At 55.4% G+C, this 21,144-nt stretch carries 18 protein-coding genes; 4 read left to right on the plus strand and 14 right to left on the minus strand.

Annotation, left to right across the window (positions count from 1 at the left end; genetic code table 11):
- Positions 1-108: 108 nt before the first annotated feature.
- Complete coding sequence (locus L0H14_RS02275) at positions 109-2,436, minus strand: hypothetical protein (protein WP_301417729.1); 2,328 nt, start codon at positions 2,434-2,436, stop codon at positions 109-111.
- Between the two features lie 540 nt (positions 2,437-2,976).
- Between L0H14_RS02275 and L0H14_RS02280 the strand changes: the two genes are divergently transcribed.
- Positions 2,977-3,657, plus strand: a complete 681-nt coding sequence (locus L0H14_RS02280) for a heme oxygenase (biliverdin-producing) (RefSeq protein ID WP_301417727.1) — start codon at positions 2,977-2,979, stop codon at positions 3,655-3,657.
- A gap of 381 nt (positions 3,658-4,038) precedes the next feature.
- On the opposite strand, the gene L0H14_RS02285 is transcribed toward L0H14_RS02280, so the two are convergent.
- From L0H14_RS02285 to L0H14_RS12490, 11 genes are all read right to left on the minus strand, one after another.
- Entirely contained in the window at positions 4,039-4,524 is a 486-nt protein-coding gene (locus L0H14_RS02285; RefSeq protein WP_301417725.1) for a glutathione peroxidase, read from the minus strand.
- Positions 4,525-4,660: 136 nt separating this feature from the next.
- Complete coding sequence (locus L0H14_RS02290) at positions 4,661-6,466, minus strand: ABC transporter ATP-binding protein (RefSeq protein WP_301417723.1); 1,806 nt, start codon at positions 6,464-6,466, stop codon at positions 4,661-4,663.
- Positions 6,463-8,088 (minus strand): ABC transporter ATP-binding protein, encoded by a 1,626-nt coding sequence (locus L0H14_RS02295; RefSeq protein WP_301417721.1) that lies wholly within the window; start codon positions 8,086-8,088, stop codon positions 6,463-6,465. Before L0H14_RS02295 ends, L0H14_RS02290 begins: the two co-directional genes overlap by 4 nt.
- Entirely contained in the window at positions 8,085-8,906 is an 822-nt protein-coding gene (locus tag L0H14_RS02300; RefSeq protein ID WP_301417719.1) for a siderophore-interacting protein, read from the minus strand. Before L0H14_RS02300 ends, L0H14_RS02295 begins: the two co-directional genes overlap by 4 nt.
- A gap of 60 nt (positions 8,907-8,966) precedes the next feature.
- Positions 8,967-10,013: an ABC transporter substrate-binding protein gene (locus L0H14_RS02305; protein ID WP_301417717.1), complete on the minus strand. Its 1,047-nt coding sequence runs from the start codon at positions 10,011-10,013 to the stop codon at positions 8,967-8,969.
- Positions 10,014-10,063: 50 nt separating this feature from the next.
- Entirely contained in the window at positions 10,064-10,867 is an 804-nt protein-coding gene (locus L0H14_RS02310; RefSeq protein WP_301417715.1) for an ABC transporter ATP-binding protein, read from the minus strand.
- The gene (locus L0H14_RS02315) at positions 10,864-11,946 is read right to left on the minus strand and encodes an iron chelate uptake ABC transporter family permease subunit (protein ID WP_301417714.1); all 1,083 of its coding nucleotides are present in this window, start codon (positions 11,944-11,946) and stop codon (positions 10,864-10,866) included. The genes L0H14_RS02310 and L0H14_RS02315 overlap by 4 nt, the downstream gene beginning before the upstream one ends.
- The gene (locus tag L0H14_RS02320; protein WP_301417712.1) at positions 11,943-12,998 is read right to left on the minus strand and encodes an iron chelate uptake ABC transporter family permease subunit; all 1,056 of its coding nucleotides are present in this window, start codon (positions 12,996-12,998) and stop codon (positions 11,943-11,945) included. The genes L0H14_RS02315 and L0H14_RS02320 overlap by 4 nt, the downstream gene beginning before the upstream one ends.
- 128 nt (positions 12,999-13,126) lie before the next feature.
- Positions 13,127-13,909 (minus strand): AraC family transcriptional regulator, encoded by a 783-nt coding sequence (locus L0H14_RS02325; RefSeq protein ID WP_301417710.1) that lies wholly within the window; start codon positions 13,907-13,909, stop codon positions 13,127-13,129.
- A gap of 398 nt (positions 13,910-14,307) precedes the next feature.
- Positions 14,308-15,165 (minus strand): hypothetical protein, encoded by an 858-nt coding sequence (locus L0H14_RS02330; protein ID WP_301417706.1) that lies wholly within the window; start codon positions 15,163-15,165, stop codon positions 14,308-14,310.
- 68 nt (positions 15,166-15,233) lie between these two features.
- Positions 15,234-16,433 (minus strand): tyrosine-type recombinase/integrase, encoded by a 1,200-nt coding sequence (locus L0H14_RS12490; RefSeq protein WP_367618752.1) that lies wholly within the window; start codon positions 16,431-16,433, stop codon positions 15,234-15,236.
- Between the two features lie 624 nt (positions 16,434-17,057).
- Between L0H14_RS12490 and L0H14_RS12495 the strand changes: the two genes are divergently transcribed.
- Positions 17,058-17,219: a helix-turn-helix transcriptional regulator gene (locus L0H14_RS12495; RefSeq protein WP_367618753.1), complete on the plus strand. Its 162-nt coding sequence runs from the start codon at positions 17,058-17,060 to the stop codon at positions 17,217-17,219.
- Positions 17,220-17,378: 159 nt separating this feature from the next.
- Positions 17,379-17,600 carry an AlpA family transcriptional regulator gene (locus L0H14_RS02340; protein WP_301417703.1) on the plus strand — a complete coding sequence of 74 codons (222 nt, stop codon included), beginning with the start codon at positions 17,379-17,381 and terminating at the stop codon, positions 17,598-17,600.
- Positions 17,601-17,694: 94 nt separating this feature from the next.
- On the opposite strand, the gene L0H14_RS02345 is transcribed toward L0H14_RS02340, so the two are convergent.
- Positions 17,695-18,438 carry a hypothetical protein gene (locus tag L0H14_RS02345; RefSeq protein WP_301417701.1) on the minus strand — a complete coding sequence of 248 codons (744 nt, stop codon included), beginning with the start codon at positions 18,436-18,438 and terminating at the stop codon, positions 17,695-17,697.
- 37 nt (positions 18,439-18,475) lie between these two features.
- The gene (locus L0H14_RS02350) at positions 18,476-20,788 is read right to left on the minus strand and encodes a transglycosylase SLT domain-containing protein (RefSeq protein WP_301417699.1); all 2,313 of its coding nucleotides are present in this window, start codon (positions 20,786-20,788) and stop codon (positions 18,476-18,478) included.
- A gap of 89 nt (positions 20,789-20,877) precedes the next feature.
- On the opposite strand from L0H14_RS02350, the gene L0H14_RS02355 reads away from it, so the two are divergent.
- On the plus strand, positions 20,878-21,111 hold the full coding sequence (locus L0H14_RS02355) for a PHP domain-containing protein (protein WP_301417697.1): 234 nt from the start codon (positions 20,878-20,880) through the stop codon (positions 21,109-21,111).
- The last annotated feature ends 33 nt before the right edge of the window (positions 21,112-21,144 follow it).

The raw sequence follows: 21,144 nt of genomic DNA on the forward strand, positions 1-21,144 counted from the left end.
TTGAGTTGAAAAGCCTGTATGCGGTAGAAAAGCTTGAGAACGCCCGCAGGGCGATCCGCTTACGTCGCTATGACGCCGGCGGATCGCCCGGGACGTAGGTGTGCAGTACTACACTGAAGTGTTCTGGGTTTCAGTTATTGCACGTTTGCGGTTATGAGCCACGATCATGGCGCCGAACACAACCATGAGCAATGCAATGATTGCTGCCATGGTGATGCTTGCACCGGTGGTTGCAAGTCCGCTTTGGGTACCGCCGGTTTGGTCACCAGCAGTCGTAACAGCACCATCGCTATCGGTATCGGTATCGGTGCCATTGCCGGTATCGTCGCCGTCATTGCCAGCGGGAGCATCTGCTGCGATCACCGTGAAGGTGCCGGCAAATGAACCGAGATCATCGTTAGCGAAGGTCACGGTGTGTTCCCCGAGTTCGAAATCTTCCGGGACGGTCCAGCTGGTTGACGCAGAGTTGCTTTCGTCAGCCGTAACGGTGTCCAGTTCAATTGGATCAGACTGCACAGTCACGTTGAACGCAGTTCCCGCTGTAACAGGAGCAATCGAGAAGGTGACCTCGTCGCCTTGCCGTACGGAAGCATCAGAAGAATCGTTAACGGTTACAGTGATGTCGTTGTTGTCATCGGTATCGTCATTCCCGTTGCCGGTTTCGTCTTCGTCTTCGTCATCGTTACCGTTCTCACCGCCATTGCCGTTTTCGTCTTCGTCTTGGTCTTCGTCGTTGTTATCTGGGATGTCGAGTTCATCCCAGTTGATTTCGAGATCAGCACGACCATAGAGATTGGCTTCGGAAGGATTAGAACGAGTCGGCCAAGAAATGACTTCGTAGTCTTTTTCAGGATCGACACTGTCAACATCAACGGTCAAAACCGCGTCAACATTGCCATGGTCGTCAATCGACGCCGAAATAGCAGTATCCGTGTCGCTAACCTCACCAAGATCCGAACCCTGTTCAATCAACGTGAAGTACGCACCAGGACCAGCCTGACCAGGTAACGCCTGCACCTCACCAAAACCGGACCCCGAAATCGCAATCTCCAGACCCTTTTCAGTTACCTGAGAGGCCTTGGCAGTAAAGCTAATCGAAGTGTCAGTATCCTCGTCCTCATCTCCTGGGGTTGGCACCGGGAAAAGTGCCTCCCAATCGATGGTGACGTCAGCACGGGCGAAGAGATTTTCCTCAGATGGTATTGCACGGGATGGCCAGGAAATTACTTCGTAGTCTTTCGAAGCGTCCAGTTCTTCAGCATCGATGCTCAATACGGTTTCCAGTTCACCGTTTTCATCGATTACAGCGGATACCGCGGTAGCATCCTGTCCGACTGCAGAAAGTTCTGAGTCTTTCTCGATTAACGTGAAGTAGGCCAGTGGGACCCCCTGACCAGGAAGAGCTTCGACAGCGTCAAAACCTTTTCCTGCGATAGCAATATCAATACGTTCATCGGCAACTTCGGTTACGGAAGTCGTAAATTCAGGATTTACCTCTGGAGTTTCCTCGTCTTCGTCTTGGTCCTCGTCGTTGTTATCTGGGATGTCGAGTTCATCCCAGTTGATTTCGAGGGCAGCACGACCATACAGATTGGTTTCGGAAGGATTAGAACGAGTCGGCCAAGAAATGACTTCGTAGTCTTTTTCAGGATCGACACTGTCAACATCAACGGTCAAAACCGCGTCAACATTGCCATGGTCGTCAATCGACGCCGAAATAGCAGTATCCGTGTCGCTAACCTCACCAAGATCCGAACCCTGTTCAATCAACGTGAAGTACGCACCAGGACCAGCCTGACCAGGTAACGCCTGCACCTCACCAAAACCGGACCCCGAAATCGCAATCTCCAGACCCTTTTCAGTTACCTGAGAGGCCTTGGCAGTAAAGCTAATCGAAGGCTCAGTATCCTCGTCCTCATTACCGTTCTCGTCGCCGGCTGGACGATCAAGCAGGACGTCCCAGTCAATGTCAATATCGGTGCGGGCAAACATGTTTGCTTCGGTCGGGAACGAACGGTTTGGCCATGCAATGACCTCGTACTCTGAGCCTTCTTCCAGCTCAGCGACGGGCACATTAAGCAAATCCGAGAAATTTCCCTCTTCGTCGATTATCGCGGAAATCGAGGTCGCGGTATCCGTGACATCTGCGAGATCAGCAGCTTTATCAATAACCATTAGATACGTGCCAGGCGCTGACTGGCCCGGAAGTGCGGACACATCGTCAAAGCCCGTGCCTTCAATTGCCACCTCAATGCGTTCATTCGGCACTTCGGTCACTTCAGCAGTGATCGCCTTATCGCCAGCTGCCTTCGCCGGGGCTGACACAGCTAAAAGGCCACCCATCGCTAAGGCTGCAGCGGTCATAAGACCTACTGCACCCTTCATTTTCGAAGCATGCTGCCCAGGTAATGGGTCATGCATTGACGTAACTGTCATATGTACGTTTCCTTCTTTTAGGTGTAGATGATTGGACACAAAAATCTAAGGTCATGATTCCTGGAGGGAATTACAGCACGACAACGACACCAAACTTGGACGACCCGGTGTTGTTACACTTATTCACTAAGGCGCGCCTTACCTAATTAACGGATCACTATACGTTCCTCTGTGAGCGATGACAACCAAAGGTAAGATTTGGGCGTTTTGTTACATCGGCCGGGTCGTGAGAGTGGAAGACGGTCAGAACTGCGAAGAATAAACACTGAATACAAGCACAATTGTGTGATATGAATGAGAGCGTTGAAAATAGCACCCAAAATTCACGCTCCTAAAAGTTTGCTGACGCAACAGCAAGACGACCAGCCGTCCCCGAAGCAGGCCCAAATTCAGCCCCATTGTCACCCGACGATCATGCTTGACGCGGTGAGAATATGATGGGGGTTCTCATTTGATTAAAGGTAGGCTAACCTAAGACCCAATATATGCCCGAAGCAATTTTTCTGCGGGCCTCGTCCGATACACACCAAAGTAGGTTCAATGCCACGTTCAGAAGACTCACATTCATTGGCGTCGCGGGTACGACAGCTCACGGCGGAAGACCACAGATCTGCTGAGACAGCATCGTTTATTACTGGGCTCATGGGTGGAGAGCGCTCCGTCCGGGATTACGCACTCCTCGTTTCGCAATATCATTTCATTTACGAGGCGTTGGACGCTGCCGCAGAAACACTGCGCACTGAGACAATTCTCCCCGGAGTCACAGCATTATTGGATCCCAAGCTTGACCGCCGGTCAGCAATTCAACGTGATTTGGCAACGCTGCTACCAGAAACTGGACTGTCCTGCGCACTTGTGCCGATGAAAGCTACGGTCGAGTATGTAGAGCGTATTCACCAGGTTGCAAACGATCCTGCACGGCTGACAGCCCACCACTACTTGCGCTACTTAGGCGACCTTTCCGGGGGCCTTGCTATTGCGCGTTTGATGCAACGGCACTATCAAGTTCCAGATCATCAACTCAACATGTACACTTTCGAATCGATCGAAAAACCAAAGTTGTATAAAGATGCATATCGAGACCAGCTGAACCGACTCGGGCTAACGGTCGAACAGGAAGAAACGTTCATCGAGGAAGCTGGTTTTGGTTTCGGCTATAACAAGAGGATTTTCGAAGAGTTGGGCGACTACGCTGATTCTTTGACTCCAATGACAGTCTGAGCACTTGGAAAAGCCCGAGCGACTTTTCCTGGAACGTGCTGGCCGAATAGTCTTTTACTACAGATAGTCGCCGGCCGTTGCCATAACTATTCAAAGGTAAGCACGCCTTAAGACCAGTTTATGGTCACTGCGAGCGAGCCGACCTCGACAAGACGTGGCAACCCTGTGAGCATACGCTCACGTGAACACACACCAAATATGTTTGAATCATCTGATGCTGGTGGCATTTGTAGTCATCATGGCCTTTAATAGTACTCGGTGACCTTCCACTCACAGAGAAACGGCAAGGCACGCTCACTGTTTGGCTGCGATCGGGGCATACCGAAGAGAACTGCCCGTCAGCCCCAACGGTGTTGAGAAAAACTAATTTCGAGAATTGTGTCATCTTGGGGTTAGGCTGTTTTCGATTGCGCTGATCACCTCTGGAGCATCCGGGGTGGTGCGGGACCGAAACCGATGAATCTCCCCCGAAGGGCCAAGAAGAAATTTTTCGAAGTTCCATTTCACTCTGCCCGCTTTGCCTTCTGAGTCCGGAGTCTTTTTGAGTTGAGTGTATATGGGATGCTCGTGCCGACCGTTGACCCGGATGGGCTCAAAAATCGGGGACGTGATGCCGTAGTTTATGGAGCAGAATTCTTGAATGGCCGCATTTGACCGCAGCTCCTGCAGGAATTGATTGCTTGGGAACCCCAGCACCTGCAGTCCCCTATCACCGTATTTCTGTTGCAGCTGCTCCAGCGTCGCATATTGGGGCGTCAGCCCGCATCGAGAAGCGACATTGACGATTAGCAGGGTCTTGTCGTCAAAGTTTGCGAGGGAAGTCTCGGTTCCCTCCATGGTCTTGATGGGGATATCACGAAGATTCATATCCGGTACAACGCCTTGCGGATGGTCGTCATTCCGCACACTGCGTCGTCACATGAAAATTCATGGTGTGAAAGAGGTAGAGGCTTTGGTCGGTGTGGTCATTAGCGACGCTCCTGCTTGGTCGGGCAGCTATTACTCAGCCCTGTTGTTTGGGTTCACGTTGGGCGCGAGTGGTGGAAAACAACGGCGATTCAGGGATCGAACTCCAAGCATTCCAGAGTCGCTGATATTGGCCTTGTACCGCTAATAATTCATCGTGGGTTCCCGACTCAACGATACGACCTTCATCCATGACGATAATTCGATCCGCGGACAGCACCTGGTTGAGCCGGTGCGCAACGATGATTCCGGTTCTACCTCGAAGTACTTGAGTAATGGCCTGATCCAGGACACCGGAGGAACGCACAATTGATTCCGCACCTGCCTCATCCAAAATGAGCACTTGCGGGTTGGCCAGATACGCTCGTGCCAACGCTATTTGTGCTGCTTGGACAGCACTGAGTTGATGCGCGCCATCTCCCACGAGGGTGTCGAGATTAGCAGGCAGTTCTACAACCCACGGTTGGGCTGCCACCGCAGTCACAGCCTCCCAGAGTTGTGCTTCAGTGGCATCGGGACAAGCCAGGGTGAGGTTCTCGGTCAGAGATCCGGTGAAAATATGGGTTTCTTGGGTTACCAACCCCACCGAGGTTGCTTGGGTCGATCCACCGGTCGCATCGTCACCCACCAGCACTTGCCCGCTTTCGGGTACTAGCAAGCCGGCGATCAGCAATGCCAACGTGGATTTCCCTGCGCCACTGGGGCCGACCAGAGCGACTTGTTCACCGGGTTGGATATCAAGATTAATATCGTGCAGCACGCGGGTGTGTTGACGGTCAAAATCTAGGTTACGGATTTGCACTTGCCCTGGCCGCACAACTGCGGAGGGCAATGACTGGACCGGTGCGACCTGATCGGGCATGTTGGCGAGTCCGGCTATGCGGGTGAGTGACGCCGCAGCGGATTGAATGTCATTGAGACTGTTGACAACCATGCTCATGGGGTTAAAAAGCCGGTGGAAGAGCAGTGCGGCAGTGGTGACGGCGCCAACGGTGGCAAAGTTGAAGTCGACCAGGAAGTAGCCGGTCAACAGAATCATGGCCAGGCCGGTGTATTCGGCCCAGTTTAACCATTTACTCCAGCTCGTTCGAAACCATAAAATACCTCGTGAGCTCAGCCTGGCGGTATTTGAGGAGTCATCAATTTGGGCAGCAAAGTGTTCCTGAGCTTGATAGGCGTCAACGGTGTCTGTCCCGCGCAGTGCCGCGATCACCGTTTCTGCGCGAACCGCAAAGAGTTGACGTTCTTGCGCAAAACGGGGTGTGGCACGTGGCAAGTACCAAAGCAGCGCGAAATAGTACACCGGGAGGGCGCATAGTCCGGCCAGCGCTAAGACCGGGTGCAAACCAATGAGGCCGCCTAGGGTCAGCACGATGGCCAGGACTGCGCTCACCAGCGGGCCCAGTAGCGGACCAAGTGTCCGGCCGATGACAGCAACATCGTCACTGATCCGGCTGACGACGTCCCCAATACCGGCTTGTTCGATCCGTTCGCCAGGTAATTGCAGGGTGCGTTCCAGGGCTTGTTCGCGCAGTCCGGCGAGAATATGCTGCCCGAGCCTGGCCACGGTTGCTGCCCCGGCACCAGCGGTCACCCCGCCAATGAGCATGGCAGCAAGCAGTGGTCCCACCCAGCTGAGCATGTTGATATTCGTTGCATCGGCTGTGATCTTGTCGATCAGGTGCCCGACGATACAGGGGGCGACCAGACCACTGGCGGCAGCCACCAGACTCAGCATGATCGCGCTGGACAGCAGCAGGCCGTGGCCGCGGACGCAGTTTCGCAGCAGGGCCAAGGTTTGACGGGCGGTGGCCAACGGCAACTGATGGCTGGTGGAATTCATGCGGTCACCCATTTTCGGTATTCGGTGACGGTTTGCAGCAGGTGCTGATGCGTCCCCGTGTGGGTTGGTTGCCCATGGTTAGCAAAGATGATGCGGTCGGTGACCGCTAGCAGTGCCGGCGAGTTCGTGATCACCACGGTGGTGCGTTGTGTTTGGGGCCCATGTCTGAACCGGGCTAATCGGGGTGCGATTTCGGCCTCGGTGGCAGAATCTAATCCGGTGGTGGGGTGGTCTAAGACCAGTACTGCTGGGTCAGCATATAATGCCCGTGCCAGCGCAAGGCGTTGGCGTTGGCCACCCGATAAGGTGGTGCCGCGGTCCCGGATGGGTGTGTGGATGCCATCGGGCAGGGCCGCAACGAATTCCAATGCGTGGGCCGCATGTAGGGCCTGCCGCATCCGGTCGTCATCGGATTGGAGCGGTGCGATAGCCCCCAGACGCAGGTTCTGGGCAACTGTGCCAGCAAACAGATCCACCTCGGCTGGTTCGGCGTGCACCCGGGCATCTTCTACCCGGTGCTCATAGTGCAGTGCTGTGCAGGCAGCCGCATCCCCGACCAGTCCAATGAACTCGCCGACTTGGACCCGGATGGCCGGGTTAGCCGTGGTGGACGATACCCCTTGCTGCGGGCTGTTGGCAGGGTTGGGGTCGAGATCGGATGGGGTGTGGCTGGCATCAATGATGCGTTGTAGACCCGCGTGGGTGGTGGCTCGCAGTTGGAGGAAATGTCCGATATGTGACAGGGGTTCGGTCATAAATTGTGCGGCACCCACGGCGGTCACAAAGCCGCCGATACTGATCTGGCCGTCCAGGGCAAATAGGCCTGCGGCAATCACGGCACTGACCATGACCACGTTGCCGGCCAGTGTACTGGCCCCCTGTTGGATAGCCTGGGCGTTACCGGCCCGAATGCCAGCGACGGCGGCCTGCTGGCTGCGCTGACGGTAGCGGTGGGCCGCTTCCCTGCCGGCGTTGAGGCCGTGGAGTATTCGCAATCCGCTCAGCGCATCGGTGGCCCATCCGGTAGCCTGCGCAAGGGAGTGTTGTTGGGCCGCAACCCGCCGGGTAATAAGTTTGGAGATGCGTTCCAGCACCAGCGTGGCGACCACGGCGATGACAATCAACATCATGCCAAGACCAACATTGACGTTTAAAAGCACAGTACAGGTCACTGCGAGCGCAGCACCGGCACCAAATAGTGCAGAGGAATAGTCAATGGTTTGGGACGCCAGATCGGCGTCCGAGGTGGCCAGCGATAACTGTTGGCCGCGAGTGAGTTTCGGGTTACCCCGTCCGGCGAGGAAGTGTTGTGAGAGTCGGCCGCGCATCCGGTGTGCTTCATTAATGGTACTGCCGAAACCGTATCGGGAAGCCCACCGCCAGCACAGGGTGAGTGCCAGAAACGTGAGTGTCAGCAGTGCCAGGTCTATCAGCAGCCACCACGGGTTCGCATCGGATATGGCGGTATCAATGGTCAGACCGATCAGCAGTGGGATGAGGGCTTCGCAGCTTTGATGCCCCATGATCAGCAGACTGGCGGCTATGTGGCGTGAGCGGTTGCGTTTTAGAATGTCTCGGACGGCACCCCGAATGGTGGGGGCAAGAACGACTTCTTGGCTCAATGTTCGGCTCGACCTCGTTTCCAATAGCCGCTGAAAGTAATCGCTTCTCTGGGTACGTGGTGGTCGTTGACCAACAGGCGTCGCAACTGTTTGACCACCCCGGATTCGCCGGCGATCCAGGCGTAGAACCCCGGCGTTGCAGGCTGCTGAGCCAAGGCCCACTCGTGGATATCGACAGCTAACTGACCATCAGCAGGAGTCACGCGGTGCATGTACTGGTTGGGTCCGGTCTGCTGTACGGTTTGGGCGTCCTGGACCATCTCCGATGCTAAAAAGACGTGGTATTGGGTTTCGGGTTGGCTTTTGGTCAGGATATTGCGGATGGCCGGGAATGCGGTTTCGTCTCCAACCAGCAGGATTCTCTTGGCGGCACCCGGGCGAAAGTCGATGCCGCCGGTGGAGTCTTCGGCCCGTGAGTCCGGGCCCACCACCAGTAGCCGGTCCCCCGGTGTGGCCTGTTGGGCCCATTGTGATGCTGGACCGCCAGGAGTATGCACCACGAAGTCGATGTCGATTTCTTCTTGTGCCGGTCGGATGCCGCTGGCGGTAAACGTGCGGATCGTGTTGCGCTGGTCAGCCGGTAACATCCGCCATTTGGCATACCACTGGTTGAGTCCCGGTGGTGGGTCATCCAGGATGCCGAAATCACCGTATCCGCCCTCGGGCAGTTCCAACACTATTTTCATGCGTTGGTCCAACCCGTGTGCCGCATAGTTGCGCAACTGGGGTCCAGCCAGGGTGATGCGAATGATATGCGGGCTTAACTGGGTGACGGCCTCCACGCAGGTGTGGAATACCGGGAAGGGGGTGTAGGTCATGCATCCTAAACTTTCGCATGCTGCGGACACCGGGTGTGTCCGCAGCTGAGTGGACTATGGCTAGTTGTTCTCGAGTTTGGCGACGACGTCTTCAAGTTCGGGCACAACCTGGTCCAGTGCAATGCTCAGGCTGGGCACGGTGCCGGCAGTGGTTCCTGCCATAATGTCACTTTCTGGGTCTACGATGATGGCACGACCATCTTTGACCACATCCAGTGAGTTGATCAGCGCATCATTTTCTAGGTCTTCGATGGGATAACCGATGGTGGTCAGCACGGCGATATCACTATCCATGGCTTCAACCTGTTCCACTGACACGGCCGCGAAGAAGCCATCCGGGCTGGGGAGTTCGGCGATCTCTGCGTCCAGTACGAAGCCGAGATCCCCGTAGAGGTCGAAGCGGGCATCACCGGGCAGGCTGGCACCGTAGGCATCACCGAATTTGGAGCCGGAGACCAGTTCGACGCCATCAAATTGGGGGTGTTCGTCTTTGATATCGGCAATCTTCTCGTCAAGTTCGGCAACCTGTGCTTCGCCCTCCTCGACTTTGCCGAGACCTTGGGCAATAGTACGGGTGTGGTCACGCCAGTTCACCGCATAATCCGGTGTGCCTTCGGTTGCTTGAATCGTTGGAGCAATTTCGCTGAGCCGTTCATAAGCTTGGTCATCGAATGCTGCCCGCACGTTGAGGATCACATCTGGGTCCAAGGACTGGATCTGCTCGTAGTTTAGTGATTCATCCCCGCGTTCAATCAATTCGACTTCGGTGTCACCGAAGTCATCGGCGATCCAGGAGCCCACCCCGTTGTTTTCTTCACCGTGGGACTGCCAGTCCAAAATTGCCACGGGTTTGACGCCGAGCGACAGCGCAACTTCACCGTCTGACCAGCCCAGGGCCACCACCCGTAATTCCTCACCATCTGCTGGTGCGGGCACATCAACGGTGCCGTATTTTGTTTCAACGCTGCCCAAAATGTTCTCTGAGCCGGGAGGTTCAGCGGCTGGGTCAGTAGTGTCGTTGCCAGAACAGCCGCTGAGCACGAGTGTCAGTGCCGCGGCGGTGGTCACCAGAAGTATTGCGGGGTTTTTGCGGGTGGACATAGACATGATGTTGTTCTCCTGAAGTTGTTGTTACCGGGTTAAAATATTGTCTGGGGTTAGCCTTGGACGGCACCGTGGGCTAGCGGAATGATCAGTGGGGTGCCCGATTCCGGATCTTCGACGATGCGACTGCGCACCCCGAACGTGGCTTCAATAAGTTCGGCTGTGACCGTTTCAGCTGGTGGCCCTTGTGCCAGGATGGTGCCGTCTTTGATGGCCACCAAATGGGTGCCATAGCGGGCGGCCTGATTCAGATCGTGCAGCACCGCCACCAGCGTGTGGCCGGTCTTATTGAGTGTGGTGCATAATTCCAGTACTTCGATTTGGTGGGCCAGATCCAAAAAGGTGGTCGGCTCATCCAGTAGCATCAACGGGGTGTCTTGGGCAAGGACCATGGCAATCCACACCCGCTGGCGTTGCCCGCCCGATAGCTGGTCCACCGCTGAGGTTGCCAATGCGGTGAGCCTGGTGTCTGCCAGTGCCTGCTGGACGGCGGCCTCATCAGTCTGGGTCCACTGTCGGAAGATACCCTGGTGTGGATGCCTGCCCCGAGATACCAGGTCAATGACGGTAATGGACTCCGGTGCCACCGCGCTTTGGGGCAGCAGCCCGATGCGGCGGGCCAGTTCCTTGGTGCGCATGGAGCTAATATCGGCACCATCCAGCAGCACCCGTCCCGATTGCGCCGGCAGCAGCCGTGCCATGGAACGCAGCAGGGTAGATTTACCCGAAGCGTTGGCACCCACGATGACGGTGAATGAGCCCGGCGGGATCTCCAGGGAGACGTTGTCAAGAATAGTGCGCTTATCGTAGCCGGCGTGTAAGCCCTGGGTGCTGAGTTGGTTCACAATACTGTTCATGCTCGATTCTTTCGGCTTTGGTTGATCAGCAGCCACACCAAGTAGCAGCCGCCGACCACGACGGTGACGGTACCCACCGGCAATTGGGTGGGAGCCACGATGGTGCGAGATATCAGGTCACTGGTCACCAGTAACAGTGCCCCCAGCATCGCACTTGCCGGCAAGGGAATTGTGCCGGTTTTGGTCATGCGGACGGCGATTTGTGGGGCCACCAAGGCGATAAATGCGATGGGTCCGGCAACCGATACCACCCCGGCGGTCAAAGCCACGGCTAACAGGATCATCCACCTGCGCAATCGGTCGACTTGTACGCCCCGGCTGATGGCCACATCATCACCAAAGGGCAGCATGCTGATGTCACCGGAAAGCCGGGCCAGAAACGGCAGACACACCAGTAGGACAACGGCTACCGTGAGCACATCTGCCCAGGTAGCGGTGTTGATCGATCCAGCACCCCAGATAGCCGCTGATACGGCACTTTCCAGTTTCGCCGTCAACAGCAGGTAGGTGTTTATTGAACCCAGCAGTGCGCTGATGCCAATGCCGATGACGATGAGTCGGAATCCGGTCAGGCCCTTGCGTAGCGCCAGCAGGTAGATCATAGCTGCGGTGAACAGCCCACCAAGCATGGCTCCCAGGACCGATCCGGTATGGGAGGTTTGGAAGACGAGCATACCGATCAGCGCACCGGTGTACGCCCCGGTGTTGAATCCGATGATATCGGGGCTGCCCAGGGGGTTGTTGGTGAGTGTTTGAAACAGTGCTCCGCTCAACGCCAAGGCGGCACCGCCCAGCAACGCCAGGGTGATGCGCGATAGACGCCAGTGGACCACCACCCGGTAGATGCCGTCATCTGCTTGTCCTCGCAGCGCTGCCAGGACGTCACTAAAGTTCAGGGTGGAGTCACCAATGGTCAGCGACCAGAATCCGACCGCCAGCGCTAGCACCGCCAGAGTAACCGTCACGGTCAGGCTGCGAAGATTAACACGTAGGGTGTGGCGACTGCCGGGGATTTTCAAGAATCGTGTGCTGGCTGGCCAAGATGCTGCAGTGAGTTGTTTCGTCGGAGTTTGCGTCACAGTGTTTTTGCCTCACTTCGGCGAACCAGCCAGATCAGTACCGGGGCGCCGACGAAGGCGACCACAACACCGGCGGGAAGTTCGTTACCCAGTAAGATCCGACCGACAATATCGGCGCTGAGCACCAGTGCCGGTGCGCTGATCACACTCACGGGGATGACCCAGCGCTGATCTGGGCCCACCACACTGCGCACCGCGTGGGGCACCATGAGCCCAATGAAGCTCAGCGGTCCGGCCGCCGCGGTAGCCGCCCCGCACAGCAGGGTGATTGCGACAAATCCCAGTGCCCGAATCCAGGCCACGTGGACTCCCAGGGAACGGGCGAGGTCTTCGCCCAGGGCCAGTGAATTGAGTTGTCGAGCCAGTCCCAGGGCAATGAGCAGTCCCAGGATAATAAATGGCAGCACGCCCTGGACCACGTCCATTTGACGGCCCTGCAGGGATCCGGCACTCCAGTAGCGGACTTTGTCAAAGACCTGTGGGTTGAGCAGCGTGATGCTAGAACTCATACCGGTCAGCACCGCCCCGAGGGCAACCCCGGTCAGGACCAGGTGCACCGGATTGCCGCCCTGTCTGCCGGTGGTGCCGATCAGAAACACGGCAACAGAAATGAGTAATGCGCCCAGCATCGCACACCACACTTGCCCGAACGTGGTGCTAATTCCCAGCAGACCGGCACCCAAAGTCACAAATAAATAGGCTCCGGCGTTGACACCCAAGATACCGGGGTCGGCCAGTGGGTTGCGGGTCATTGCCTGAATCAGGGCGCCGGCAGCTCCCAGGGCAGCACCCACCAGCACCGCCAGGATGGTGCGTGGGATGCGGTAATCACGCACGATGAGCAGGTTGGACTCGCTGCCGGTGCCGCGTAGCGCGGCCCAGGAGTCTGTCAGGCTCATCGCCCCAGATCCCACAAAGCAGCTGATCACACACAATATGGCCACCAGGAGTATGCCCAGGACTGCTGCACTGGTGCGTCCTGGGGCACCAATCCGTTGACGCAACGGTGCCACAGTATCCGGTGAGGCCGCGGCCCCTATGGTCGCAGCCATATGTCACTGCCTAACATCTGCCGTCAGCACTCCTAGGTAATACACGATTCGGCGGCCCTGATATTAAGCAAGGCTTACCTAAGTCATACTAGGACGGCGTGCAAGGTGACGCAATAAGCCGATTCAGACTATGAGTTGGCCAAATCGGACATCATGTTTTCGCGGAACCGACCGGGGGTTTCCCCCATGGTCTCCCGGAACGCGGCAATGAATGAGCCGGTGTCCAGATACCCCACCTCAGTGGCAACTTCGGCGACCGGGTAGCCCTCGGCCAGTAAGATCAGTGCGCGTTGCATGCGCAACCGGCGGCGCCACTCGGTGAAACTTTGACCTACCGATGCGGTAAATGCGCGTGCCAGTGTCCTGCTACTGGCGCCACCCAGTCGTGCCCAATCATCCAGGGTCCTGGTATCTGCCGGATTCTGGAACAGCGCCTCTGCAATGCTGACAAGACGACGATCGGCTGGGATGGGTAAGTCAATCAGCAGACTTGCCGGTTCAATCAGGTCAAAGACGACCCGTTCGGCGCGGCGGCGCGCCTCGGGGGCAAGATCCTGCCGCTCCAGGTGCAACAACAACTCGTGTAGCAGGGCACTGATCTTCAGGCAGGTCGGCTTGGTGGGCGAGAATGTTGAATGGTCGGTGGCAAAGAAACTGGCATGGAACTGTGTTCCTGTCGAGATACTGCCGGCATGCACTACCCCGGCGGGCATCCACAACCCCCACCCCTCGGGCACCGCCCAGATTCGCTGCTCCAGCACAATGGTCATAACCCCGTTCCGCACCCACGTCAGCTCATGCACCGGATGTGTATGCGGCTCCCAGGACACCGGGCGGTCTGGTTGATCCGACTCCGTTGCGATCACAAAATCGACGACGGCGGCTTCGGTAGCCGAGCCTTGCACTGACATCAGAGCCACTCCCCTAGTTTCATAGAATTTCGCGGACCCCGGCACATCTAGGATCCGACTGTCGGCCACGAATGAGGTTCAACAGTTGTCGACGTCGCACAGACTGGAGGTGTGTCACAAGACCTCCACCGGGAACGGACACGTTGGTTGACGGCGCGCGCAGCAACGACAAAGCAGAAATAATATCGGAGACCTCGGACACCACAAATTGCTGTACTTCATTACAGAATGGCATAAGTTTTTGGTCGTGAACCGAGCCATAGGTGGCACCCACCGCCGAGTCCAGCCATGTTGTGTTCAGTTGGGACATCGTGGTACTCGAATTCAATAATCTCAAGCTGTATACTACATCCAAACAAAAGCACATGAAAAATAAGGAATATCACAGTTGCCGCACATCAAGCCTCAACGTTGGACCACCGCACTGCGCCGCGTGCCAGAAATTGAGCAATGTAAGAGTTGACGACCGTGGATTTACCGGCCTGGGCGATACCACCGATTTGGACGTGTTGGTGAGCTGAGATGTCGATGATCTGCTCGGTATGCTTCTTGCCGGGCTCGGGCAATGCGATGCCGATAGGAATGTGGAAGTGATCTTTTTTCTCAGGGTTGAACGGTTCGACTTTGGACGGCAACGGCGTGGAATACACCGCTTCAAAGGTCGGCAGTTTTGCCGGGATAATGGAACCAGTTCGTGCCCGAGTATCCGTTTCAAAGTACCAACCAGGCTGACCGATAATCGTCTCGGTCACCTCGGTGAGCGCCTTGTCGTGTGCTGATGGTCGGTAGGTTGCCGGCACGGTGAAATCAAAGCCACCTTTCGACCGTGAAGTCACCTGAATGTCCCACGCTTCGCAACGCAACGCGGTGGACAAGGCGTCTCGTGCAAGTACGATACTTTCGTCGAGTTTTGACAAGATGGCACGACGACGGTGCGGCTCGAAAGTGGTCATGACATAGCCTGGGTAAGCATCGGCAAAGGCAAGCGCACGCTTCTTGCCATCCCGCTCGGTGGTGCCGGTTGGTAACGGCACTTCAATAGATGCCTTACCGGTGTGCGAGGCGATGGCGGATCGGTTTTCGCGGCGCAACACAACTTTGCCGGTCGCGGGTTCAAAGTTTTCCATTTCAAACCCGTCACCGTGCTCTGCTGCGACCGCTTTGACGACCTTGTCGATGTGGCGCTGATTTTCAGAATCGAATGCGTGGCCTACATTGACGGTAATTCGGTCGATGCCGATAGCGATGACGCTCACCTCTGCTGATACTCTGGCTGACGAAAGCCTTCTGACTTATGTACTCACCTGTGCATCATGCAGGGCTTTTATTCTTCAGTCTTCCCGAACCGTTCTAAAGAGTTGGCATGATCGATGACCGGTGACTGCTCTTGATCCCAATAGTGACGACGGGTGACCTCTGGAGTGGAATGTCCGCCTTGTTTGGAAGCAGATTCGATGCCGTGTGTTTCGGCGATCTGAGACAGGACCGTTTTTCGAGAAGTGTGGAATTTCAGTCGTTGCGGGACATCAATGCCCAAGTCTTTTCTGGCACGTTCAAATGCTCGCTCTGCTGTCCCATAAAGACTTCTCACATGGAATGGATTGCCGGCGTTATTGAAAAATACAAGACCGGTGGCGTTTTGAGGCATCCGTCGTTTCAGAATCTCTATGCCGAATTGAGGCAGTGTGAGTTTCTTGGTTTTACCACCTTTAGGCGATCCGATCACATTGGTCTTCTTGTCTCTGGTGAGCACAGCCAGCTGGATATGAACCCATCCTTGTGTTTCGGGTCCCTCTGGTAGGTGCACGTCTTCCCACGTCATTCCTAGCACCTCTGAGATGCGGCACCCTGTGGCCAGCGACATGTCGTAAATGTCGAGGATGCATTGGTTTGAGTTCGGAACATTTTCCATCCAGTGTCGAAGTGCGGTGCGGATGTTTTCGATTTGTTCGTCACTCCATGACACAGGCTTGGGAGCTCTGTAGCCGACTTGCGGGATGCTTCGTGCAACGTTATGTCGAACGATCCCATTCTGGATAGCAAAGTCAAAGAACTTGACGAGTAAACTGCGACATTCGTGGGCGGTTCCAAGCAGACCGCCATCAGGTTTGACTATGTTTTGCAATGCTTGGTGAAGTGAACCCGCGGTGCATTCTTCTAAAGTCATATCGCCACATTGCGGACTCAGATGGTTCCTGTACCGGCTTTCCAAATCTCGAATAGTTCGAGGCAATGGCCGGCGTGGTGAGTGATCGTTACGCACAGAGTCAAAGTATCGCTGAGCTAAAGCGTCAAAGGTTACAACGGTAGACGCTTCTTCTCGGGTGATAATTTTTTCGGATAAATTGTGCCATTTAGTTTTCAGCGCGCTCGTTGCAGCTGCTTTAGTCGTGGCACGAGCTGTCAGATTACGCCGTTCACCCCAGGAGTCTCGATACAGGCATCTTGCGACCCATTTTTTCGGCCCCTCCTGTCGGTGACCGATTTCCCCACGTTCCCCAATGCGAAGTCGTTGCCTGGCCATATGCCCCGGTTGCTCCTATAAGATCAAAATACAGCTGATTTGCAATAGAAGAGTGTCCGGGGATTTTTGGACGAGGGGCAGAGGAAATGTTGAACCAAAAGTGTTCGTAAAGTGTTCATGTGCTTTTTCGACATTTTGGTTCGTGTAGAACAGGGCCAAAGATAACCCATGAATTTCAGACAAATCATCAGATCGGCTAACTAGTAAGACCGCACCAGCAAGCCGATCTGATGGACATCTTCACCTGAATGACTGAAGTGAAATTCGCGCTTCACTTCACCTATGTTCAGCGAATATTCTGCGAGAAAACCCGGTCATAAAGTTCACGTTTACCAAATGACATGGGGTTCCTACTTCGTTGTTATCTCGCGTCAACCCAAGCATACTCGCCTGGTATTGCGCCGTTTTCCATTTCAATAGTACCCTGTGCTGCATTCGATTTCCCTTTGCTTAACTTTCAAAAGTCAACGTAAAGTCAACGTTAAAGTGTCCGCTTTCCCCCTGTGACACTATTAGGAACTCTACTTCCTTCTGTTGATCCACTCTGCAAACCTCGCCGGACACTATCTGTGTATGACTCAGCAGCAGGAAAAGATCGTTGACCGAAAAGACCTCCCCCGATTGATGACTCGACAGGAGGTTGCAGAATATCTGAACATCTCCCCCAAGACCCTGAGTAACTGGCGCTCCAAAGGTGGAGGTCCAACGCCAGTGCATTCTGGAAGCAGGGCGCGAATGTATTTGCCCGAAGACGTCTTAGAGTGGGTGCGCAGTAAGCGGGTTTAGGGTATAACAACATCAACTGTGGTGCTGACATGGAAAATCCCTATACCTATTTACTTAGAGGCTGTTTTGCACCACCTCTACGCCGCCACATCTGACATCTGAAATCCTCTACTCTTGCAAAGAAAACCCTGGCCTATTAGAGGAAAGGAAGTATCAGCTATGAGCGATACCACCACTGTGACCGCTATGACCAAGCACGATCTGCCCACCTTGATGACGAGAGATGATGCCGCCGAGCTTTTGGGGGTCAGCCCTCGGACTCTGAGCAACTGGAACTCCGCTGGCCGTGGCCCACGACCTGTCAAATATGGTGCTCAATCGGTGATGTATCTCCCCGAAGACATCCAAGCGTGGATTGCATCGGAGCGAGCCGCCTCATAGGGCGAACGACGCCTACTGTCCTGCCGTCCTGAAGAGACACAACAGCCCGGAAACCGTCGCGGTCACCGGGCTGTTTGACGAATCGAGGCAGATCCTACTGGAAGCCACCCTCGGTGAAGTTCGAGATAACCCAGTCCTTACCGTCGCGTTCAACATGGAAGACCCACTGGCGTTCATCATCTCTCATGGTCCATCCGTCTTCGGAGACCCAGGTGGGTTGGGTGATGACCCGCATTTCAGCAAAGTCGCCCTCATCGTAGATGTCGGTAATCACAGACCAGGGTTGTGTGGCACCATCGTGTTCAAAAGATTTCAGCCACCCATAGCTGTGAGTGGGATTTTGTGGCGGAGTGAAATATTCATCGAAGTCGTCCACGAACAAGTTCAGTGCGCGGCGATACCCGTCAGTCTCTGAGAAGTCCTCGTTGGCAATCCAGGTGGTCATAATGTTGGCCGCGGTCAACACCAGCTGCTGAGGGTCCATGTCCTTGGGGGTGACGCTCTCTAGAGCATAGACCTCTTCATTGGTTGGTCGTGTCACCTCATCAAGCGCCGGAGGTCGCTGGTCTCCGGTTTGCCATGCCAGGGTTTCAACACCTGGTAGTGGTTCCTGGTAGTCGTCGTGCAAGGCATCGTCTTCAGATTCATCTGATGGCTCGTCATCTTGCTCATCGGACTGCTGTGGTGTCCCCTCGGCTGGGAAGGGGTCGAAGCCGATATTTTGCGGCTGCTTTCCACCAGCGGCATCGTGGTCGTCATGGGTGGAGCAGCCGATCAATCCTATGGATGCAGCCAGGACAAAGGCGATGGTTGAGGTGATAACTCGTGGTTGTTTCATATCTGTATTGCTTCCTGAGCTGTTTGACGGCCCACGATCAAGCGGCATGGCTTTCACTTATACGAATATATCCCGGAATCTCACTAGATGTGTGAACAGTGACACTGTAGGCCGAGACATTGGTGTAGTTGTAGTGCTCAACGGTGACCTGATCGCCATTGACTTCTGCGACGAATCCGACGTGGCCGTAGCCACCGCCAACATCGTTGTACCCCCACCATGCGATGTCGCCTGGTTGCGGGGTTTTGGTGAACTCCATGCCATCGACCTGGGTGAGAATATCAACCCATGAACCTGCACCTCGTTGACCAGAACCATAGCTAACACCTAGCTTGGCGAAGGTGAATGGTGGCTGCTGACCGGAATCAGGGGTCCACCCCATGGCCTGATTGACTCGCCACATGACAAAGTCGGTGCACTCCCGCTGAGTGTGCCCAAAGGTGGTACGGGCAAAGCCCCAGCCCTTGACGCCCACCGGTTCGCGGTACGGATAGTCATCGGCCCCGATACCTTCCACAGTTAGGCCGCTGGAAAAGGCCGCACAGTTGACTGAAAAGCCCGTGGCGTCAACGCCGTTGAGAATCTTTTCCACATAGTTCTGAGTCTCACGGAACGGCGGTACTCCACCATATTTCTGCACGTTCCCAGGACCGGCATTATAGGCAGCTAACGCCAGTTTGATTTGTTCCTTAGTATCCCCTCCGGCCATGTCCTCCACAAATTCCATCATTTCCTTCATGTATCGACCCTGAGCTGGAATCGCATCATTGGGGTTGTATGCATCTCCCCAATTGCCGTATGCAGCCCAAGTATCAGGCATGATCTGGGCGATACCCATTGCACCTGCCGGCGAAGTGACCGTTGGGTCAAATCCTGACTCGTGGAACAGCTGGGCGGACAAAATCTCTGATGAGACGCCCGAGGTGGCAGCAGCTTGCAGGATCAGCGGCTGGTATTGCGCCGGTGCCGAGATGTCCGTTGCCGGTGCTGTATCTTCTGATGCGGTATTGACGACCGGGGTGCAGACTTGCTCCTCTTTGCTGACCTTCCAGTCACGTGCCCGATCCACGATGCTTGGGGCGTTGTCCTCAGCGTCTTCAATAGACAGGGCTTCAACAGCTTCCACCCACGTGTCGATGACCTGCTGGCGCACTTCTTCTTGTCCGTCGATGGGCTGGCGACCACCGGAGACAACTGACAGGGTGTAGCCTTGTGCTAAATCAGCGGATGCTCCGGGACCAAAGTGTTCGTCTTTGGCATCCAGGATTAGATCGCCAATATATCTAGCCTCATCCTCAACACTCCACTGACCATTTTCCAGTTCGATACCTGACGATGCCAAGTAGTCTTTGGCCTCATCAGTCAAGCCGAACCAGCTGGTGGGATCGCCGTCGTCGGCACCTTCGTATTCAGCCAAAATCGACGACAGGATATAGAAGTCAGCACCGGTAGTTTCGGCAACACGCTGCATCATCCGTTCAGAGGAATCCGCGCCATCGTAGTCATCACTGACCACCTCAGCGGTTGACTGACCAACAGACGCTCGTGCAGCAGACTCCTGGGCAGAATCGGTGTCTCCGGCCAACAAACTCATCAGCATCATGCCAAGCAGCGAAATACCGATGCTAACGATCAACAGGATGCCGGTAATGACAACCCAAAAGGATTTGGTTTTCAGCAGGCTGGTAACTGCCCCGGTTGCGGCGCCGTGTAATCCGCCTTTGACAGCACCTTTGATCGCACCCTTGGCGACTTTTGCGCCATCACGACTAACCTGTTTTGCTGTTCGTTTGGCTGCATTATCTTCTTCGCTGGATTCAAGACTGTTGGAAAGCTTTGTGACAGCACCACTGATTGCTTTACCAGCAGGAGTGACACTGGCAACACCAGACACACCGGCAAGCGTGGCATCCTCTAGGCCTTGTGATGAGAGGCTGTCAGCTGAGTCGGATTTTGCCATATTCACGGACCGAGCGGCCTGAGCTATGCGCGATGATTTTTTCTGTTTCGCCCCCTGAGTAGCGGACTGGCGATTGGTAGCTTGTTGAACGGCGCCCGGTGCATCATTGTCATCACCAGCAGACAGGTTACCTGCGCTGTCGACGTCTTGTTGGGGCAGCTTGCTCTTAGCGTTGGGCACCACCGGCTGAGGTCGGCGGGGCGTGTTGTCGTTGGGCTGACCCACTGATGGCTGGCTGCGTCGATGCGAGCTGGTATGTAGCCCAATTTGTGGTTCAGCCGGCTGTTGAGAGCTTTGAGGTGTTGTCGAGGCGTTGTCGCGCGCCGTCTTACTGTGCAACGGTTGTGACGACATCGATTCTTCGCCACTGGACTTCGACGATTTCGTCATGCAGGCTCTCCAAGCTGTTGAAGGATAGTTAGTACCTGCACTGGAAGTGTCCGGGGTCAAATCTATGCTCTGCCGGACACTGTCTGGGTATGACTTCAACAACCTATGTGCCACTTCACGTCCACACCGAGCACTCAGAGCTTGATGGATTGGCGCGACTCGACGGCCTGACCAAGGCGGTGTCTGATGCCGGCATGTCAGCCTGTGCTATCACCGACCATGGCTCCCTGGCGGGGCTGTGGGCCTTTGCACGAAGTGCCCAGCGGTACAACATCAAACCCATTCCGGGAATTGAAGCATACTTAGCCTTGATCCACCGATGAATAATGTGGTGGTGTCGGCGTTTTAACGTAGAG

Source organism: Yaniella sp. (assembly GCF_030453185.1).
In the GTDB taxonomy this organism is placed as follows: Bacteria; Actinomycetota; Actinomycetes; order Actinomycetales; family Micrococcaceae; genus Yaniella.